Origin of the sequence: Pseudarthrobacter sp. NamE5 (genome assembly GCF_005796225.1) — a bacterium.
Lineage (GTDB): Bacteria > Actinomycetota > Actinomycetes > Actinomycetales > Micrococcaceae > Arthrobacter.
On record NZ_VAHO01000004.1, the window covers coordinates 109,565 to 129,649 of the forward strand.

Consider the following 20,085-nt stretch of genomic DNA (forward strand, 5'->3'; position numbering starts at 1 on the left):
CCGTTTTGCCCGTGGAAGGCACGGCTATCCGCCGGGGAACCGGGAGGGGCCGGAGCATCGTTGTCAGGACAGGCCGTTAAACTGTGCAGGCCGGGCTACCTGTGAAGACCGGCCGAACCAGGAAAAGGATGGGTCTTGACCGAGAGCAGCAGCTCCTACTATCAGGTGCTTCGGGTGGCAGTCACCGCCACTGAGAAGGAAATCAAGGTGGCCTACCGCCGGGCTGCCCGCACCGCCCACCCCGATCACGGCGGCGATGCAGCAGCGTTTCGGCGCGTGACCCGGGCTTATGAGACGCTTATCGATCCCGTGCGCAGGAAGGCGTATGACCGCTCCTATGCCGCCGGCACCTTCCGCAACGGGGAGACGGACACCGAACCGCATTTCGACGCACCGCCGGCCGGAAGCCGTGCGTCGGCCACCGTGCACAGGACCGGCAACGCCCGCAACACCGCCGGGGACCCCCCGGTCTACCTCCCGGCATACGACACTGCCTCCGACGCTGAGGTTCCGCTGATCCCACTGGCACTCGCCAGCCAGCAGGTCCACGGCATGCCGCGCAAGCGGGGGATTTTCGGGGCAGAGGCACGCATCCAGCGGGAAATGCGCACCGTGCAGCTCCTGACCCGGCAGGTCCTGCCCGCAATTCCGGCCGCCAGGCTTATCAACGGCCTCCAGTCCCCGGCGGACAACAGTCACATCGACCACGCCGTCCTGTCCGGTTACCGGCTGGCGCTGATCGGCTCGATGCTGCTGCCCAAGGGTGCCTATGCGTGGGACGGCAGGACGCTCAACCACGGCGGCCGCGCCGTTGCGCCGCCGCAGCTTGCCCACCTGGTGAGGGCCATGCAGGACATTTTCCCCGAGCTGAACGTGACGGGCTGGACCGTGGTGCTCAGCCCTGGCGGCAACCTGCACGAGCCGGTCATTGATAACTACCGCCGGTCAGCAGGCGCGCTGGAGGCCGTTCAGATCGTCAACGCTGCCGGGATGGTGCGGGGCCTCAAGGAATTCCTTGCATCCGGCCCCGCGCCCAACACCGTGAACGTGCCCGTGCTGGCCAGGTTGCTGCGCGGGATGCACTGACAGCCCTTTGCCCGCAGGGTAGCTAGGATGGGAACGTGTTCCGCATCCTTTTCCACGAACCCGAAATTCCAGGCAATACCGGCAATGCCATCCGGCTGGCAGCCATCACCGGGGCAGAGCTGCACCTGGTGGAACCGCTCGGGTTCGACTTCTCAGACGCTAAGCTCCGCCGCGCGGGCCTTGACTACCATGACCTCGCCGTCGTCACCGTGCACCGGAACATTGAAGATGCCTGGCAGCACCTGCAGCCGGAAAGGGTGTACGCGTTTACCTCGGACGGGACGGCCAGCTACACGGACATCTCCTACCAGCCGGGTGATGTCCTGATGTTCGGCAGGGAATCCGTGGGCCTGCCCGCGGTTTTGAAGGCGGATGCGCATGTGACAGCCACGGTCCGGCTGCCCATGCTGCCCGCGCTGCGCTCACTGAACCTGGCGAACGCAGCCTCCATTGCCGTCTACGAGGCTTGGCGCCAGCAGGGGTTCGCCGGCGCCAGAACCTAGGCTCCGGAGCCTGAAGGGACAAACCGCGGAGGTACCCTGCCCGCAGCGCCGGGCGCAGAACACCCGGGGTCCAATCTTTTTTGGCACCAGGGCAATCCACGCCGGCGGCAGCACCGAATCACTCCTGACAACATTCCACCTTGTTTGAGGAGCTGCAGGTGACATTACTGGAGTCAGGTTCCAGGACCTCCCGCAGCAGACCTGGCGGCACTGCTGAGGATTCCCGGTCCGGCGACTTATGCTTGGTAGTGATGGATACCCCCAACGCTCCACGTTCCAAGGCCCCGGCTGCGGTGACAGACCCGCCGGCAGAGCTCAGCCAGCGGCTTTCGGTCCTGCTGGAAGGCATAGGCAGGGGCGACCAGGCAGCCTTTGCGGAGTTCTACCAGCTGACATCCCGCCGGGTTTTCGGCATGGCCCGGCGCGTCCTGATCGACCCCGAGTTGAGTGAAGACACCACGCAGGAGGTCTTCCTGCAGGTGTGGCAGAACGCAGCGAAGTTCGATCCGTCGGCGGGCAGTCCGCTCTCCTGGCTGATGACCATTTCCCACCGCAGGGCTGTGGACAGGGTGCGGTCAACGCAGTCCGCCACTGACCGCGAAGCCAAGTACGGCGCCAGCAGCCAGGATATCGACCACGATGCCGTGGCCGACGAAGTGGGAAGCAGGCTCGAAGCCGAGGCCGTGGTCAGGTGCCTGGCAACCCTGACCGAAACGCAGCAGGAATCGGTGCGACTGGCCTACTACGGCGGCCTCACGTACCGGGAAGTTGCAGAACGCCTGAATGCAGCAGTGCCCACCATAAAATCCCGTATCCGCGACGGCTTGATCCGCCTTAAAACCTGTCTGGGGGTGAGTTGAAATGACAGAAAACAACCACGGCCGCAATGGCCGCTCGTTCGGGGACACGGTCGCCATGGACCTGGCTTCCGGCCGGGCTGTCGACCTGGCCGAACTCTACGCCCTGGACGCAGTGACGGAAGAGGAACGCCAGGCGATCGAGGACTATATCTCAGCCGCGCAGGCAGCGGAACGGAGCGCCTTCTTCGAACGGGTACGCCAGGCAAGGGAGACGCTTGCCCGGACCTTCCGGGTGGAGGAGGAGCCGCCGGCCGACCTCTTTGGCCGCATCGTCGCGCAACTTCCGGACCAGGAACACCGGCCGGACCCTGCTGCTTCCCCGCCAGCCGCAGTCACTGCACCCGGCTATGCAGCACCGGAGCAGGGCGAACCGGCCCAGCCGGCGGGCATGGATGAGCTGGCACAGGCACGCCGGCGCCGGGAGGAACGGCGCGGGCCCGGGAGTACCCGCCGCTGGCTCGCCGGACTTGCCGCTGCGGCGGCCATCGCCCTGGGCGGAGTGGGCGTGGGCTCTTTCCTTGCCGACCAGAACGATCCGCTCAACCAGGTGGTCCGGGCGGACGACGTACGGGAAGCCTCGGTGGATGTGGCCGGTGGCGGAACCGCCACGCTGCTGGTCTCCCGGTCGGAGGATGCCGCCGTCGTCAAAATGAATGGTGTTCCCGCGCCCCCTGCCGGCAAGGTTTACCAGATGTGGCTGATCCCCAAGGACGGTTCGGCACCGGTGTCCCAAGGCCTGATGGATGCGGAAGCGTTGTCAAAGCCTGCAGTGGTGCAGGGGATTTCCTCCGCAGCAGCCCTGGGCATAACAGTGGAGCCGGCGGGCGGGTCCCAGTCCCCAACACTGCCCACGGTCGCGGCCGCTCCCTTGGGTGCATAGCCGGCAGCAACAGGAATACAACAGCGCCCGCCCCGGTTACGAACCGGGGCGGGCGCTGTGGCTTGAACGAAGAGGCTAGAACCCTGCGATCGTTCCCGGCCCGTTGACGGCGACGACGTGGAAGGCTTCGGCACTGCTGCCCTCGGGGTAGCCAGCCCTGGCGGCGTTGATCCGCATGCTTTGGCGTACCGTTTTCTCCATTGCTTCCACGTCCGGGTGCTGGCTGACGTGGACATGGATGGCGCGCAGCTTGGCGTCCACGTGCGCGGAGACATCCACGAAGTGGTTTTCCCGTTCCTCCGGCCCGGCAAAGAGCCACAGCCAGGGCAGTTTGTAGGCGTCCAGCCCGGCAGCGGCAAGTTCCGGGTAGGCGAAGGGGTTTTCCAGGGCGGGATATACGGCGCGCGTGACGGCCTCCCCCACCGCCAGATGGTCCGGGTGGCTCTTCTGGATCCGCTTCCAGTTCCGTTCCGGGTGCATGGAAAGCACGACGTCGGGCCGGATTTCGCGGATCAGCTTAACGACCCCCTGCATCACCTCGTGCGAAGGTTCCAGGTACCCGTCGCGCTGGTGGAGGTAGTGGATATCGGTGACCCCGACGAGTTCGGCTGCGCGGCGCTGCTCGGCGTCCCGCATGGCGATGATGTTGGCCCGGTGGGCCGGGTCGAACCCTCCGGCATCGCCGTCGGTCATGATGCAGTAGCTGACGTCGACACCGGCGGCTGTCCAGGCAGCGATGGTGCCCGCTGCACCAAAGTCGATGTCATCGGGGTGGGCCGCAAAACAGAGCACCCGCCCAACCCGGTGTACGTCCGGGTTGAACGGGCTCCGTGCCTGCTCAGGAAAGGCAGTCAAAAATCAGCCTTTCCGCTTCTTGATCTCCGCTGTGGCCTGCGGGAGCACATCGAAAAGGTCGCCCACAATGCCAAAGTCGGCGATCTCGAATACGGGTGATTCAGCGTCCTTGTTCACTGCAACAATTACCTTTGCCGTCTGCATGCCGGCCTTTTGCTGGATGGCGCCGGAGATGCCTGCGGAAATGTAAAGCTGCGGCGACACGGTCTTTCCGGTCTGTCCCACCTGGGCATCATGGCTGATCCACCCCGCGTCCGTGGCTGCACGGGAAGCACCCACTGCCGCTCCCAGTGCGTCGGCAAGTTCCTCCACGGGGGTGAAGTCGCCGTCAAGTCCGCGTCCGCCGGCCACCACAATGCGGGCGTCGGTGAGGTCCGGCCGTCCGCTGGCGACCTTCTGCTCCCGGGCGGTGATGCGGGCGGCAGCAACCGTGCTGCCGGCGGGAACCTCGACCGTCACCGTTTCCGGCGAAGTGGGCGCTGCAGCCGGTTCAGGGGTCACGTTGTTTGCCTTCAACGTCAGCACACTGACGGGGGTAGTGGCCTTGCAGGACGTGTTGTAGGAGCCGGCCAGAACCGACTTGTGCGCTGTGCCGTCCGCGTCCACTGCCACGACGTCGGTGATAACGCCGGCACTCAGGCGGATTCCCACGCGGGCGGCGATTTCTTTGCCCTCGGGGGAATTGTCCAGCAGGAGGATGCCGGCCCCGACCTGCTCAGCTGCGGCAGCAACATAGGCAGCCTTGGGGGCGACGAGGAAGTCGTCGAGGTCCTCCGCCGAGGGGAGCAGCACGGTGCCGACGCCGTACTCCGCGAAGGCGGCCGCAACGTCGTCGTGCAGCTTGCCGTTCAGGGCCACCGCAGTCTCACCGAGGGAGCGGCCCAGGGTGAGCAGCTCAAGGCTGCTCTTTTTGAGCGCATCGCCGGGGTTGTCGATGAAAACAAGTACTTTTGCCATGTCTGTGGTCCCTCTCAGAGCAGCTTCTGGGCGGCCAGGAAGTCGACAAGCTTGATGCCGGCGTCGCCTTCGTCGGTGATGATGGTGCCGGCGGTGCGCGGCGGACGTTCCTCTGCAGCCAGGATGCTGGTCCAGGAGCCCGGAAAACCCACCTGGGCAGGCTGCACGCCGATGTCGGCAAGCGAGAGCGTCGTGATGCTCTTGCGCTTGGCGGCAATAATGCCTTTGAAGTTGGGGTACCTGGGCTCGTTGATCTGGTCGGTCACGGAGACGACAGCCGGCAGCGGCGCCTCGACTGTCTCCGAGGACAGGTCCGCGTCCCGGCGTGCGGTGAGCAGGCCTCCCTCCACCTGCAGCGACGAGGCGAAGGTAACCTGGGGCAGGCCGAGCCGTTCCGCCAGCTGCGCCGGAACCAGCGACGTTTCACCGTCTGTTGACGCCATGCCGGTGATGACCAGGTCCACGGGAGCGTCGCTGCCCAGGTGCCTGATGGCCGCTGCCAGCGCCAGGGAGGTGGCGGCGGCATCCGAGCCGGCCAGGGCGTCGTCGGTCAGGTGAACGCCCTCAGTGGCACCAATCTGAAGCGCCTTCTTGATGGCGTTCACGGCGCCCGAGGGACCCATGCTCAATGCGATGACCTGGTTGCCTGCCTTGGCTCCGCCACGGGCTTCGGCCAGCTGCAGCGCTGCCTCGAGCGCGTACTCGTCAAGCTCTGACAGGATGCTCTCGTCGCGGTCAGTGGTGTAGCCCTCACCGTTGAGGTGGCGGTCAAACTGGGCGTCCGGTACATGCTTGACCAGGACGACGATGTTCAATGTATCTTCCACTGTATTTACAGCAGCCTTCCATGCTTGTGGACAGCCAGCCGGGTGAGGTCATGGCCGCGGAATGCCCCGGCATACGGGTAGGTCCTAGCTAACCACATAGACGCCCCGCTGCGCCCTCTTCCGTTAACGCCTGTGTCAGGGCGCCGATTGAACTTCCACGGCAGGCCACGCGGGATGCAATAACGGCGGCGCCCCCGCCTTCTGTGGGGACGCCGCCGTCGTCCTGCCCAGCCTTGGAGAGGGAGAAGCGCTAGCTGGCTGCTGCGCCCAACGTGACGTCAAGCGTCTGTTCCTGGCCGTTGCGCAGGACGGTGATCTTCACCTTGGAACCGGCCGGCTGTTCGCGGACCGCCGCCGTCAGTTGCTCCGGTTCACCGACGGTGAGGTCATTGAACCTGGTGATCACGTCGCCCACCCTGATCCCGGCCTTGGCCGCTGCGGAATCGGGTTCCACAGTGGCGACATCCGCCCCCACCGAGAACTCCGACGACGAGTTGGACGCCGTCTTCGGCTTCACGCTGACACCCAGCTGGCCGTGGGAGGCCTTGCCGGTGTCGATGATTTCCTGAGCCACGCGCTTGGCGTGGTTGATGGGGATGCTGAAGCCGACGCCGATGTTGCCGCTCGTGGAGGACAGCGGGTTGGATCCTGCTGAGGCGATGGCCACATTGACGCCGATGACGTCACCGTTGCTGTTGACGAGGGCACCGCCTGAGTTGCCCGGGTTGATGGCTGCGTCGGTCTGGATCACGTTGATGGAAATCTCGCCCTGTCCCGCCGACTGTTGGTTCTGACCGCCATTTGGAGGCGCGAACTGGAAACCGCTTTCGCCGTCGCCTTCGGCGTTGTCGCCCTCCTTTGGGGCTGCTGCAGAGGCAACGCTGATGGTCCTGTTGAGCGTGGAGACAATGCCGTCAGTCACGGTTCCGGTGAGGCCAAGGGGTGAGCCGATGGCGATGACGGTATCGCCCACGTTGAGCTTCCCGGAGTCACCGAGGGTGGCGGGGGTGAGTCCGGAGGCGTTGTCCACCTTGATGACGGCCAGGTCGGACAACGGATCGGTGCCGACGAGCTTGGCGCCGATGACCCGGCCCTCGCTGGTCCGGACCTGGAGCGCGGCGTTGGCGGTCTGCCCGTCGAGGGTGACCACGTGCGTGTTGGTGAGGATGTGGCCGCGGTCATCCAAAATGATCCCCGATCCCGTACCGCCGGATTCTCCGCTTGAAGCGCTGATGGTCACGACACTGGGCGAGGCCTTCACTGCCGCTGCAGTGATTTCGTTGACGGAGTCCTGGTTGTTGACGATCACGGTGCCGGGCTGGCTGTTGCCGGTGGCAGTGGTGGCGGCGCCGGCATTTCCGAAGAGCTCGGCCGACCCGACCGTGGCTACGCTTCCTCCCACCAGTCCCGCAGCGAGGATGCTGGCCACGAGGGTTCCGACGCCGAACGTCGCCTTCCGCCGGGGCGCATCCTTGGGGTTGTAGGCAAGGCCGGGCGTGCTGTTGTAGTCCTGGCCGCTCTGCCAGCCCGCCTGATGAGCACGGCCCGAATAGCCGTAGCCGGGTTGGTTGGGGTGGGTCCCGCCGTGCCCGGGGTGGACTGGCTCCTGCTGTTCCGGCGTGTGCTGCTCCGGGGTTTGCAGCTGGCCGTAAAAGGGCTGGCGTTGGGGGTAAACAGGGCGCGCCCCGGGAAGTACCTGGGTGGGATTGTCACCCTGCTGATCCAGCCGCTCCGTTGGACTATGCCGCCGGCCGTTCGCAGCGCTGCCGTCGTCGGCCGCGTCCGCCCGCTGCGCCCCGAATGCGGCTTCCTCCGGCGCACCCTGCTGCTGAGCCCAGGGATCCTGCCGCTCATGGCCACCGTTCCGGGGAGCCGGCCCGGGCGTCTGGTTCTCGCTCATGGGACTTCCTTTCATCCTTGTCTGCTTTAACTATGGACTCCCCGGCTGGAACAAGCTCGGATGTTTGCTGAGAGCTTGCTGAAGACCTGCCGCTGCGTTGATTGAGTCTCCTGCTGCACCTTTGTTTCGGCCCCTGCAGCGTTTCGCTTTTGGCATATTCCACTCGTTGGACGGGTTGTGGGGTGCACCATAGAATCAAGATGAATTGCCACAGCGACCTGCGGCTTCACACCAAGCGTGGGGGCGCTGTTGGATTCTGAGACGACTGATTCGTCCCGAATCGGTGTCAGGCGTGCTGAAGGGTTGCACATGCGGTCAAAGTTCATACGTATCCTCGCCGTGATCGGCCTTACCGGCCTGCTGGCGGTACCCGCCGGCGCGGCATGGGCTGAGCCTCCGGTCACCTTGGATCCGGCCACCAAAATTGTTGATTCCGCTGGCGTCCTCGGCTCCCAAAAGGGCGAGGTCCAGGAAGCCATCAAGAAGCTGGGAACCGAGCATGCCACCGTGCTGCATGTCGTTACGGTCAAGAGGTTTGAAAACCCCGCAGACCGTGAAGCGTGGACGGATGCCGTAGCCGAGAAGGCCGGCCTGGGTTCCAATGCCTTGATCTTTGCCGTTGCCACGGAAACACGCCAGTACACCCTGAACAAGGGTGGCAGCAAGATCACCAATGCCCAGCTCGAAAACATCAAGAGCAAGGCCATTGGTCCGCAACTTGCCAACGAGGATTATGCGCAGGCGGCGATCAACGCTGCAGCTGCCATCGGTGATGCCGCGGGCGGCGGAAGCGGCAATGTTCCCGGTGACGGTGCCGGGGCGGCAGTCCTGGTGGGTGCCGGTGTCGTGGCGGCTGGTGGCGCGGGTGCTTACCTGTACCTCCGGAACAAGCGCAGGAAGGCAGCCGGACAGCAGCCCACGGCCGGCTTTGGCCAGCAGGAGGGCCTGGTGGATCCCCTGGCCTCGCTCAGCATCGAGGAACTGCGCCGTAAGAGCGGCTCACTCCTGATCGAGGCCGACGACGCCATCAAGTCCAGCGAGCAGGAACTGATGTTCGCCCAGGCACAGTACGGGGACTCCGCCGTCGGAAACTTCACCAAGGCGCTGGCTGAAGCCAAAGCCCACCTGAGCGAGTCCTTCAAGCTGCAGCAGCAGCTGGATGACCACATTCCTGACACTGAAGAGCAGCAGCGGGCATGGTTCGGGGAGATCATCCGCCGGTCCGAGGCCGCGCTGGCCTCCCTCCAGGAACAGAAGGCCGATTTCGATTCCCTGCGCGAACTTGAGAAGAACGCTCCGCAGGCATTGGCAACCGTCAATGCCGGAGCCCGCCAGGCTGACGCAAAAATCGCCAGCGCTGAGAGCTCACTCGGCAACCTGCGCTCCAGATATGCCGAGAGCGCCCTGGCGCAGGTTTCGGACAATATCCTGCAGGCCAAGGAGCGCCTGGCCTTCGTGCAGAACGCCACCGCCACCGCCCAGCAGAAGCTCAGCGAGGGCGAAGGCAGCCTGGCAGCAGTGGCCGTCCGGGCCGCCGAAGAGAGCCTCCACCAGACCAACGTCCTCCTGGATGCTATCGCCAAAGTCTCGTCCAACCTGGATGAAGCGCGCACCCGTCTCGACTCCGCGGTCGTGGACACCTCCCAGGACCTTGCGCAGGCACGAGCCATGATCCAGTCGGGCGCCCACGCCCACCCGGAGCTTGTCGGGCCGGTCGCAGGAGTGGAAGCGGCCCTGGCCCAGGTCAAGTCGGAAATTCAGGGCGGAAAGATCGACCCCATCGCCACTCTGCAGCGGGTGGAAACAGCACACCAGTCGCTGGACCAGGCCCTCACCGGCATCAGGGACCAACAGGAACAGTCCCGCCGGGCACAGGCATCGCTGCAGCAGACCATCATGTCCGCACAGGCACAGATCAGCGCCACCTCCGACTACATCACCGCCCGGCGAGGCGGCGTGGGAACCGAGGCGCGTACCCGGCTGGCAGAGTCGCAGCGGAATCTGGACTACGCACTGTCCATCTCACGCACCGATCCGGTGACGGCACTTACCTACGCCCAGCAGGCCCACGCTCTCGCGGCACAGGCAGCCCAGTTGGCCCAGGCTGATGTGGACCACTTCGGCGGCTACGCAAACCAGGGCTACGGCCGCGGCGGCATGTTCGGCGGAGGCGGCGGCGGTGGCCTGGGCGGTGCCATCCTGGGCGGCATCCTCATCAACTCGATCCTCAACGGCGGCGGACATGCCGGCTGGGGCGGCGGCCACAGCGACGGCGGCGGCGACTTCGGCGGCGGCGATTTCGGCGGTTGGGGTGGAGACTCCGGCGGCGGCGGCGACTTCTAGGTTTCCAAGGCCCTGCCCTTCAATTCGGCGGCAGGCACACGGCAACACCACAACTGTTCACTGATTTCAGTGGTCACCACAGAGCAGGACGAAAGGGTAACACCATGGTTAAGCAGTCCATTTTCGGCCGGATCGCGCAACTGGCAAAGGCGAATGTCAACTCCTTGCTGGACAACGCTGAAGATCCCCAGAAGATGCTGGACCAAATGGTCCGGGACTACACCAACAACATCGCCGAGGCTGAATCCGCCGTCGCGCAGACCATTGGCAACCTCCGGATGCTTGAGGATGACTACAACGAGGACATCAAGAACGCCCGCGACTGGGGCAACAAGGCTCTTGCTGCGTCCCGTAAAGCCGATGAATTCCGCGCCAGCGGCGACATGGTGGACGCCGAGAAATTCGACAACCTCGCCAAGGTGGCCCTGCAGCGCCAGATGGCTGCTGAGAACGAAGCCAAAGGTGCGGAGCCTGCCATTGCGTCCCAGCGCGAGGTGGTGGAGAAGCTCAAGACCGGCCTTGACCAAATGAAGAACAAGCTGAACCAGCTGACCAGCAAGCGCAATGAACTGGTGGCCCGGTCTAAGACCGCAGCAGCGCAGTCCCAGGTCCATGACGCCATCAAGAGCATCGACATCCTGGATCCCACCAGCGAGGTGGGACGCTTCGAGGAGAAGATTCGCCGCGAGGAAGCAAAGGTCCGCGGCCAGCAGGAGCTGGCAGCCTCAAGCCTGGACGCCCAGTTCAACCAGCTGGAGGACCTTGGTGAGCAGGTGGAAATCGAAGCCCGCCTGGCCGCGCTGAAGTCGGGTAATTCGTCAAAGCCCGCTATTGGCGCATCCGGAACTGTCGGCTCCGCGTCCACGGTGGAAGAAGCCGACTTCGACAAGCTGTAACAGCACACAGGTGAGGGCCAGGACCGGAGGTCCTGGCCCTCACCCGTTCTCCCGGTGTGTAGCGTGGAGGCATGGCTCCCCCCATTAAGACGTCCCTGGTCTGGCTCCGCGACGATCTTCGCTTGGACGACAACCCGGCACTGGCCGAAGCCGCAGCCATCGGCCTGCCGCTGACCGTCGTCTACATCCTTGATGAAGAGTCCGAAGGAATCCGGCCGCTGGGAGGAGCCACCAGATGGTGGCTCCATCACTCCCTGGCTGCACTAAGCGCTTCGCTTGAGGCCAGTGGCTCACGGCTGCTCCTTCGGCGCGGACCGTCCGACGTAGTGATCGCGGAACTGGCGGCCGAAACCAATGCCAGGCACCTGTTTTGGAACCGCCGGTACGGGCGGCCGGAGCGCACTATCGACGCCGGCATTAAAGACTGGGCCGGCGGGAACGGAATTGACGCCTCCACTTTCCAGGCCAACCTCCTGTTTGAGCCCTGGACCATCCGCACCGGAGCCGGAGGACCGTATAAGGTCTACTCGCCGTTCTGGCGGGCCTGCCTCGCATCCGGCGACATACGTGAACCCTTGCATGCCCCTTTCAGCCTGCCCCGACCGGCTGCCTCAGGACCTGGCCTCCCGGCCAGTGACGCCCTCAGTACCTGGAAGCTGCTGCCCTCCTCCCCCGACTGGAGCGGCGGGCTCGCCGCGACCTGGGAGCCCGGCGAGGAAGGCGCCCTCCGCCGGCTTGAAGACTTCCTGGCCGGCCCGATCGAGCACTACGCCACCGGCAGGAACACTCCTGGCACCGAAGGAACCAGCCGGCTGTCCCCACATCTGCGTTTCGGTGAGCTCAGCCCGTTCCGGGTTTGGCAGGAAATCAGCCGCCGGTTTCCCCGGAAGGTTCCGGCCGACGTCGCAACTTTTCGTTCCGAGCTGGGCTGGCGCGAGTTCAACTGGCACCTGCTCTACCACAACCCGGACCTTGCCACGCGCAACTTCCGCCCCGCCTTCGACAACTTCCAGTGGGGATCCCTGAGCGGGGAGGAACTTGCCGCCTGGCAGCAGGGCAGGACCGGCTACCCGTTGGTGGACGCCGGAATGCGCCAGCTCTGGCAGACAGGGTGGATGCACAACCGCGTGCGGATGGCCGCAGCGTCCTTCCTGGTCAAGAACCTCCTGACTGACTGGCGGGTTGGGGAGGAATGGTTCTGGGACACGTTAGTGGACGCGGACGGGGCCAACAACCCCGCGAACTGGCAATGGGTGGCAGGTTCCGGCGCAGATGCCTCACCGTACTACCGGATCTTCAACCCGGTGACGCAGAGCAGGAAGTTCGACGCCGACGGCAGCTACCTGCGCGCCTTCCTACCGGAATTGAAAGCCCTCTCAGGGAAGGAGATCCACGAACCGTGGACCGCAGAGACGGACGGCTACCCCAAGCCCCTGGTAGAACTGGCCGGGTCGCGGGAACGCGCGCTGGCGGCTTACCAGAAGCTCAAGGACGGGTAGCTGGAGCTAGCGGCTGACCTTGCCCATCAAGGAAGCAATGGGGCGAAGGAAGAGCGGCCGGGCCAGGAACCAGGCAGCCACCATCACAGCAACAGAGGCCAGGAAAACCCAGAAGCCAAACCAGCCGTCGTCATCCCGTGCGCCGTACATATGGTTGAGGTTGCGCAGGGCCCCGGTGGCGAGCACCAGGAACACGTGCACCACAGTGAAAGCAACGAAGTAAATCATCACCGGGAAGTGGACAGCGCGTGCCCATTCAATGGGGAAGGCCCTATTGAGTCCTGCCGCCTTTTTGGGCCATGCACCGGACATACGCAAACCGGTGATGAAGGCCAGCGGCGCCGCGATGAAAACCGTCACGAAGTAGGAAAGCAGCTGGAGCGCGTTGTAATTGATCCAGCCGTTCTCGGTGGGCCAGTCAAGGGATGCGTACTGCAGGGCTGCTGAGAGGGCGTTGGGGAAGACATCCCAGTTGGTGGGAACGATTCGCATCCACTGCCCGGTGGCAAACAGCAGGACTGCGAAGATCAGTCCGTTGAGGATCCACAGGGCATCCAGCGTCAGGTGGAACCACAGCTCAAGGGTGATCTTTGTGGGCGGGTTCTTCGTCTTGATCAGGCCCTTGTTGTTCCGGGTCCAGTGCCCGCTGGGCCGGGTGGTTGTCCGCACCTGCCACCCGGTGCGGATTATCAGCAGCAGGAAGAACGCGTTCAGGAAGTGCTGCCAGCCCAGCCAGGCGGGAAAACCAACAGGGGCGGTGTCCGGAAGCTCCGAGTGGCCCGGATGGTCGGCCACGAAGGATGACACGGCGGGCAGGCCCATCAGCCACTTGGCGACCAGCACCACGAGGACCAGCCCTGCCAGGACGGCAGGAACTCCCCAGTAGAGTCGCGACCGCTTGCCCGCCGCGGTACCGGGCTTCTTCGTGGGTGTGGACATCGAACAACATTCCTCTCGAGAATGACTGGCCAAGTGCTCACGAGGTGTGAGGCTCTGCGAAAGAGAATACTAGGAACTGCCCGTATCCAAGGAAACAGAAGACCCCGGCCGGCTGCTGGCCGACCAGGGTCTTCATATAGTTGCGGGGACAGGATTTGAACCTGTGACCTCTGGGTTATGAGCCCAGCGAGCTACCGAACTGCTCCACCCCGCGTCGCTCAACCAACACTACCTTATTTCACGCGCCGGTTTTTCCACTTGGCTTTCGGCCCTGGGGAATCCTCGAGAGTGTTGCGTCACCTGCCGGCCCGGGCCCGGCAATAAGCAGAAAGTCCGGACACTGTTCCAGTGTCCGGACTTCTATCAGTTGCGGGGACAGGATTTGAACCTGTGACCTCTGGGTTATGAGCCCAGCGAGCTACCGAACTGCTCCACCCCGCGTCGCAAGAACTACTTTACCGGCACGCGAACACCAGGCCAAATCGAATAGGGGTGATCTCCGTCTCGAAAACGGAAACGGCACCTGCTCCCCGGAAGGAGCAGGTGCCGTGTGCCGTCGTCGTGATCAGCTGGTTGGTGAGGGCGAGGGAGCAGCCTCAGGCGCGCCTGTGGCTGCTGGAGCCGGGGTCGCCTCCGGTGCGGCGACCGGGATCTTGGCTTCCGCCTCCGTCGCCCGCTTCAGTGCTGCCGAAATGCGCTCCTGTGCCTCGCCGTAGGCGGCAAAGTCGCCGGCTGAAAGGGCTGCCTGGCCTGCCTGGATGGCGGCATTGGCTTCGTCCAGCGCCGCCTTCAGTTCAGCCTTTGCGTCAGCGCCCGCCGGTGTTGTCGGCGCGGCGGGATCAGCAGGCGCCTGTCCGTTGTTGTCCGAGTCACCCGCGGCGGCCCCGGAGTCGCCGCCGAAGAGCTGCTTCAGGGCCTCGTCGAGCGTCGGGGCAAAGCCCACCTTGTCCCCGAAGGCCACCAGGACGCGCTGCAGGGTGGGGTAGGACGTCTCACCGGTGGACTTGAGGTATACCGGCTGGACGTAAAGGATGCCGCCGCCTACCGGAAGGGTGAGCAGGTTTCCGTTCAGGACGTCGGAAGCGCCCTGGCGCAGCAGGTTCAGGGCTTGGGACACCGTGGGGTCCGAGTTGAACTTGTTTTGCGCCTGCCCGGGGCCGGGGACCTGGATCTCCGGCGGAATCTGCAGCAGCCGCAATTTACCGTAGCTCTCGGCCTTGACGCCGGCCTGGTTACCGGCATCCGAATCTGCCGCGAGGAAGCCGTACAGGACGTTGCGTGCGTTTCCATTGACGATCTGCGGAATGAACGACGATGTCAGCTGGAAGGCCGGCTTGTCCTGGTCCGGCATTTGCAGGGACATGTAGAACGGCGGCTGCTTGACCCCGCTTTCCGAGTCAACGGTGGGATCGTTCGGCACGCTCCAGACATCCTTCGTCTGGTAAAAGCTGGAAGGATCCGTCACGTGGTATTCCCCCAGCAGCTGGCGCTGGACCTTGAACAGGTCCTCCGGGTAGCGGACGTGGCTCATGACGTCGCCCGACATCTCGGAGTAGGGCTTGAGCGAGGTGGGGAACACCTTCTGCCAGGACTTCAGCAGCGGGTCCTGGTCATCCCACGCGTAAAGCGTTACCGAACCATCGTAGGCATCGACGGTGGCCTTCACGGAGTTCCGGATGTAGTTGACCGTGCTGTTGGGCAGCGCGACAGTACGCCCGGATGTGGTCTGCGAATCCGCGGTCGCATCCGAGAGCTGTTCCTGCTGCGAGTACGGGTAGTACTGGCTGGTGGTGTAGCCGTCCACAATCCATTTGACCCGGCCGTCGACCACTGCCGGGTAGGCGTTGCCGTCCACCGTCAGGTAGGGAGCAACCTTTTCCACCCGCTCCCGCGGGTTGCGGTCGTACAGGACCTGCGACTCGGGGTTCACACCATCGGACAGCAGCAGGTCGGAGGACTGGAACTTGATGGCGTAGAGCACCCTGTTGAAGAAGCTGCCCACATTGGGCCCGCCGTTGCCCTTGAAGGTGTACTGGGTCTCCCCGCCTTCCCGTCCGGACGGGCGGTCCAGTTCACGCGGCGCCGCACCATCGGGCGCGCCGACGATTGAGTAGTCCGGCGAGGACTCACCGAAGTAGATCCGCGGCTCGTACGTGGAATCGTCACCAAGCACGCCGTTTGACGGGATGCCGGACTGCAGGAAGTCCGGCTTGCCGTCCACGGTGAACTTGTTGCCCTTGGCCGCCACCACCCCATAACCGTGGGTGTAGACAACATGCTGGTTAAGCCAGCCCTGCTGGTTGCTGGTGACGTTTGCCGGGTTGAGCTCCCGGACAGCGATCACGGTGTCCTGGATCTTGCCGTCCACTTCGTAGCGGTCCACGTTGAGCGCCTCCGGGAACTGGTAGTACGGGCGGTACTGTTCCAGCTGCGAGAAGGCATCAGAGATCAGGTTTGGGTCCAGCAACCTGATGTTTGCCGTGGTCTGGGCATCCGGTGCCAGGGCTCCGGTGCTGGCCGTGTTGGTGGCCTCGTACCGGTCCACCTGGATCTTGTCCAGGCCGTAGGCAGCACGCGTGTTTTCGATGTTGCGCTCGATGAATTCCCTTTCCAGCGTCTCTTCCGAGGGCCGGACCTGGAACTGCTGGATAACCCACGGGTAGACACCGCCGGCCAGGATCGAGGTGATGACCAGCATGGCGGTTCCGATGACGGGCAGGCGCCACTTGCCGATCACAGCGGCCACGACGAACAGGATGGCAACGAGTACCGCAGCCACCGCAAGGATGGCCTTGGTGGGGATCACGGCATTGACGTCTGTATAAAGTGCGCCGGCCCAGCGGCCGCTGTTGCTCTGCACTGCTGTGTAGCGGTCCAGCCAGAAGTTGATGCCTAGAAGCACCAGGAATGCTGCGCCTGTGACTGCGATGTGGATCTGTGCGGCGCGGCTGGTGAAGACGCCGCGTTCCATCAGGCGGATGCTGCCGTACAGGTAGTGCGTGAGGATACCCGCTATTCCTGCGATAACCACAACGCTGATCAGGAACCCGGTGACGAAACCGAGGAACGGAAGAGTCATCAGGTAGAAGCTGATGTCCAGGTTGAATTCCGGGTCCGGCTGCCCGAAGGGCTCCTGATTGAAGAACAGGAGGACCTTCTGCCATTGGCTGGCGGCCGCGCTCCCCGCAAAGAGGCCGAAGAGGACGGGCAGACCGACCATGACAACGCGGCGGACCGGTTCCAGCTGCGCCTGGTACCGGTTGAGGTTGTCCCGGATCTCGGAATCGGGGGCGTATACCGGCCTGGCGTTGTAGGCGATGCGGATCGCAAAGAAGACCGCAAGGAACATGACGGCAAAACCGGCAGCGAAGATGCCGATCCGGACGAGGTTTTCCGTGAGGAAGACCTCGATGAATCCGAGCTGCCGGTACCAGAGGACATCGGTCCAGACGTTGGCAAAGAAGATGAAGCCCACTACCACCAGGGCGACAACGATCAGGGTGGGCGTCAACGCCCCGCGTCGTGAAGGGGGCCTGCCTGTGGACATGGTGCTGGCGGGACGGGACAAACTGGGTACCTCATAGCTGGTCGTCAGATTATTCGAAGCGTGTGTGCGAGCGACGTCCGGCACCGGTCAAACGGCTGGTTTCGTCCGTCATTATTTGCCACGAGTGGCGGTAAAGCTTAGTTCCTGTCGAATCTAGTTGCGCCCAGTCTAGTTGCTCGAGCACGCCGGGAGGCCTGACGTGTCCTGGCCGCTGGCAACCCGTTCGACGGCGTCGCGCGCCCCGGCCAGGTTCTCCACCTTGACCACCTGCAGCCCTTCGGGGATGCGCCCCACCACTTCCCCGCAGTTTGCGGCCGGCGCGAGGAACAAAGTGGCGCCCGCGGACCTTGCCCCCTGCAATTTCTGTTCAATTCCACCGATAGGCCCGACCAGTCCGTCCGGGGAGATGGTGCCGGTCCCGGCGACGTGCTTGCCGCCGGTCAGGTCGCCCGGGGTAACGGTGTCAATAATGCCAAGGGAGAACATCAGCCCGGCGCTGGGACCCCCTACTTTCTCCAGGGATATTTCGACGTCGAACGGGAAGGTGAAGAGGTACTTCAGCATCACTCCAAGGATAAAACGGCCCTCGCCGTTGTCCTTGGGAGTGACGTCCACGGTGACCGGCTGTCCGCCACGCTCCACCATCACAGACACGGGTGCGCCTTTGCCTGCCGCCAGCTCTTCCTGCACAACGGCCAACGACGTGATGTCTTTGCCGTTGATGGTTTTCAGGATGTCCCCGGCTTCGATTTTCCCGGCCGACGCCGAGCCCTCCGAAAGGTCCGCGGCCTGGAGCTGCTGGCCGAAGGGAATATCGAGTTCGTTGAGGGCGGAGGCCACCGCATTTTCCTGGCTGGTGGTCATGGCCACCGAGCTCTGCTCCTCAGCCTCTTCCTTGGTGGTGCCGGTGGGATAGATCAGCTCCACCGGATGAACGGCCTTTGCCGGGTCAAGCCAGGCGGAGAAGGCGTCCATGATGTTGACCGGCCCGTTGGGTCCGCCGTCCACGTAGACCGTGGTCAGATCCAGGTTCCCTTTGGCGGGGTAAATCTCCCGGCCCGTGATGCTGATGACGGGGCTCCCCTGGCTCTGCCCCAGGGTGTTGTAGGTGGGGCCGGGCGACTCGACGACGTAAGGGACAGGAAGTGTACCGACGGCGATCCCCAGCCCCAACGCGGCCAGGCCCGACAGAAGCATTGCCGACACCTTCCTGTCCCGCGGCTCTAATGCCTCTGGAGCCGAACCATGCGAAACCTCTTCGCCGGCAGGGCCGCCGTCGACCCTTACTTCTGCTGTTTTCGCAGGTAAAGGGTGTGTGAAGAGTTCAGGAGCGTGGTCCTCGGAAGGGTGGCCGCCGCGGGTTGTAGTCACCCAACCAAGACTACGCGGTGCCCCGTGGAACAACGCCCTTGCCCTGGTCTTTGCCCAGAGCGAACGGCAACGCCGTGCGGCAGACAGCCGGGTGCGGCCGCGGTACCGTGAAGGTTGACAGTCACACCGACGATCGGCGGGATCATGACCTCCAATCCACTCAATCCATCCAACGGGGATGACACCCCCAAGGATCCGTTGACCGAGATGCTGCAGAACCTGATGGGCGGCAAGGGGATGGAGAATTTCGACCCCGCCGAGCTGGCCAAAGCCGCCGGCCTGCCAAATGATCCCAACCTGCTGGCGCAGATGTTCTCCCAGGTGCAGGCGATGATGAGCGCCCCGTCCGAGGGCCCGGTGAACTGGACTCTGGCGCACGACAATGCGCGCCGTGTTGCTGCCGCGAGCTCGGATCCCTCGGTGACGTCCCAGCAGTCCCGAGACGTTGATGAGGCCCTTCGCCTGGCTGAGCTTTGGCTGGACCCCGTTACGGACCTTCCCGCCACTGGCCTGATCGGACGTGCCTGGTCCCGGGCGGAATGGGTTGAGGCCACGCTTCCCACCTGGAAGAGGCTGACGGAGCCGGTGGCCAACAGCATCGCCAACGCCCTCTCCTCAGCCATGACGGAGCAGATGCCCGAGGAAATGAAGTCCATGATGGGCGGCGCCTCCTCCATGCTCCAGAACATGGGCGGCGCCATTTTCGGGATGCAGCTGGGCCAGGCCATCGGTGCCCTCTCCGCGGACGTCGTCAGCTCGACTGACATCGGCGTTCCCCTCGCGGACCTTGAAATGGCCCTGCTGCCGGCCAACGTCGCCGCCTTCGGCGAAGGCCTGTCCCTTGCCGAGAACGATATCCTCCTCTTCCTCGCCGTGCGGGAAGCAGCCCACGCCCGCCTCTTTGTCCAGGTTCCATGGCTTCGCGGCCACCTCCTCGGTGCCATTGAGGCTTATGCCCGCGGAATCCACATCGACACCTCCCGGATCGAGGAACTTGCGCGGGACCTCGATCCCAGCAACCCGGAGGGCATCCAGGAGGCCCTTTCCCAGGGTGTGTTCATGCCCCAGCGGACCCCTGCGCAGGAACAGGCCCTCGAAAAACTGGAGACGGCGCTGGCACTGGTGGAGGGCTGGGTGGATGAGCTCACCGCAGCAGCCACGGAGCAGGTGTTGCCGTCCGCGGGCGCGCTGCGGGAAACCGTACGGCGCCGCCGCGCAACAGGGGGGCCGGCCGAGCACGCCTTTGCTTCACTCGTGGGCCTCGAGCTGAGGCCCCGCAGGCTGCGTGATGCGGCGACTCTGTGGGCCACCTTGAAGGAAGAGCGCGGCATCGACGGCCGGGACGCCATCTGGCAGCACCCGGACCTGTTGCCTACTGCCCAGGACCTGGACGATCCCAAGGGCTTCAGCGGACGCCGCAAACTGGCCGAGGCAAGTGACAGCGAAGTGGATGACGCCCTGCAGAAACTGCTTAACGGCGGCTTCGACGCTGCTCCGGCCGCAGGCGCGGAAAGGGAAAGCAGCGCCGGGGGCCAGTCTGAGGACGGTACCGGCAAGGACGACGGCGGCGATGGGCTTCCCGACGAAGGTCAGGCAGGCCAGCCGAAGGGTTAGGACGCGGC

General features: G+C 64.5%; 15 protein-coding genes and 2 tRNA genes. 8 read left to right on the forward strand and 9 right to left on the reverse strand.

The window, feature by feature from the left end; all coding sequences use genetic code 11:
* Positions 1-135: 135 nt before the first annotated feature.
* The 4 genes from FDW84_RS07120 (at position 136) to FDW84_RS07135 (ending at position 3,329) form a co-directional block, all read left to right on the forward strand.
* Complete coding sequence (locus FDW84_RS07120; RefSeq protein ID WP_138607949.1) at positions 136-1,086, forward strand: J domain-containing protein; 951 nt, start codon at positions 136-138, stop codon at positions 1,084-1,086.
* Positions 1,087-1,121: 35 nt separating this feature from the next.
* Positions 1,122-1,589, forward strand: coding sequence for a tRNA (cytidine(34)-2'-O)-methyltransferase (locus tag FDW84_RS07125; RefSeq protein WP_138607951.1), 468 nt, complete (start codon positions 1,122-1,124; stop codon positions 1,587-1,589).
* Positions 1,590-1,840: 251 nt separating this feature from the next.
* Entirely contained in the window at positions 1,841-2,449 is a 609-nt protein-coding gene (locus FDW84_RS07130) for a sigma-70 family RNA polymerase sigma factor (RefSeq protein WP_138607953.1), read from the forward strand.
* A 1-nt stretch (position 2,450) separates the two neighbouring features.
* Complete coding sequence (locus tag FDW84_RS07135; protein ID WP_138607955.1) at positions 2,451-3,329, forward strand: anti-sigma factor; 879 nt, start codon at positions 2,451-2,453, stop codon at positions 3,327-3,329.
* A gap of 75 nt (positions 3,330-3,404) precedes the next feature.
* Here FDW84_RS07135 and FDW84_RS07140 read toward each other — a convergent pair whose 3' ends face one another.
* The 4 genes from FDW84_RS07140 to FDW84_RS07155 all read right to left on the reverse strand — a co-directional run bounded on the left by FDW84_RS07140 (position 3,405) and on the right by FDW84_RS07155 (position 7,868).
* Positions 3,405-4,184, reverse strand: coding sequence for a PIG-L deacetylase family protein (locus FDW84_RS07140; protein ID WP_138607957.1), 780 nt, complete (start codon positions 4,182-4,184; stop codon positions 3,405-3,407).
* Positions 4,185-4,187: 3 nt separating this feature from the next.
* Entirely contained in the window at positions 4,188-5,141 is a 954-nt protein-coding gene (locus tag FDW84_RS07145) for an electron transfer flavoprotein subunit alpha/FixB family protein (protein WP_138607959.1), read from the reverse strand.
* A gap of 14 nt (positions 5,142-5,155) precedes the next feature.
* Positions 5,156-5,956: an electron transfer flavoprotein subunit beta/FixA family protein gene (locus FDW84_RS07150; RefSeq protein ID WP_138608240.1), complete on the reverse strand. Its 801-nt coding sequence runs from the start codon at positions 5,954-5,956 to the stop codon at positions 5,156-5,158.
* A 262-nt stretch (positions 5,957-6,218) separates the two neighbouring features.
* Positions 6,219-7,868 carry a S1C family serine protease gene (locus tag FDW84_RS07155; RefSeq protein WP_138607961.1) on the reverse strand — a complete coding sequence of 550 codons (1,650 nt, stop codon included), beginning with the start codon at positions 7,866-7,868 and terminating at the stop codon, positions 6,219-6,221.
* A gap of 309 nt (positions 7,869-8,177) precedes the next feature.
* Between FDW84_RS07155 and FDW84_RS07160 the strand changes: the two genes are divergently transcribed.
* The 3 genes from FDW84_RS07160 (at position 8,178) to FDW84_RS07170 (ending at position 12,606) form a co-directional block, all read left to right on the forward strand.
* Positions 8,178-10,211 (forward strand): TPM domain-containing protein, encoded by a 2,034-nt coding sequence (locus FDW84_RS07160; RefSeq protein WP_138607963.1) that lies wholly within the window; start codon positions 8,178-8,180, stop codon positions 10,209-10,211.
* 104 nt (positions 10,212-10,315) lie between these two features.
* Positions 10,316-11,107, forward strand: coding sequence for a PspA/IM30 family protein (locus FDW84_RS07165; protein ID WP_138607965.1), 792 nt, complete (start codon positions 10,316-10,318; stop codon positions 11,105-11,107).
* A gap of 71 nt (positions 11,108-11,178) precedes the next feature.
* Positions 11,179-12,606, forward strand: coding sequence for a cryptochrome/photolyase family protein (locus tag FDW84_RS07170; RefSeq protein ID WP_138607967.1), 1,428 nt, complete (start codon positions 11,179-11,181; stop codon positions 12,604-12,606).
* Positions 12,607-12,612: 6 nt separating this feature from the next.
* Here the strand turns inward: FDW84_RS07170 and FDW84_RS07175 are convergent, their stop codons facing one another.
* From FDW84_RS07175 to FDW84_RS07195, 5 genes are all read right to left on the reverse strand, one after another.
* Positions 12,613-13,545, reverse strand: coding sequence for a cytochrome b/b6 domain-containing protein (locus tag FDW84_RS07175; RefSeq protein ID WP_138607969.1), 933 nt, complete (start codon positions 13,543-13,545; stop codon positions 12,613-12,615).
* 140 nt (positions 13,546-13,685) lie between these two features.
* Positions 13,686-13,759 (reverse strand) — tRNA-Met (locus FDW84_RS07180).
* A 153-nt stretch (positions 13,760-13,912) separates the two neighbouring features.
* A tRNA-Met gene (locus FDW84_RS07185) sits at positions 13,913-13,986 on the reverse strand.
* 124 nt (positions 13,987-14,110) lie between these two features.
* Positions 14,111-17,092: a UPF0182 family membrane protein gene (locus FDW84_RS07190; protein ID WP_171046707.1), complete on the reverse strand. Its 2,982-nt coding sequence runs from the start codon at positions 17,090-17,092 to the stop codon at positions 14,111-14,113.
* 168 nt (positions 17,093-17,260) lie between these two features.
* Positions 17,261-18,463 (reverse strand): YlbL family protein, encoded by a 1,203-nt coding sequence (locus tag FDW84_RS07195; protein ID WP_240721423.1) that lies wholly within the window; start codon positions 18,461-18,463, stop codon positions 17,261-17,263.
* A gap of 144 nt (positions 18,464-18,607) precedes the next feature.
* Here FDW84_RS07195 and FDW84_RS07200 point away from each other — a divergent pair, with 144 nt between their 5' ends.
* Entirely contained in the window at positions 18,608-20,077 is a 1,470-nt protein-coding gene (locus FDW84_RS07200; protein ID WP_138607973.1) for a zinc-dependent metalloprotease, read from the forward strand.
* The last annotated feature ends 8 nt before the right edge of the window (positions 20,078-20,085 follow it).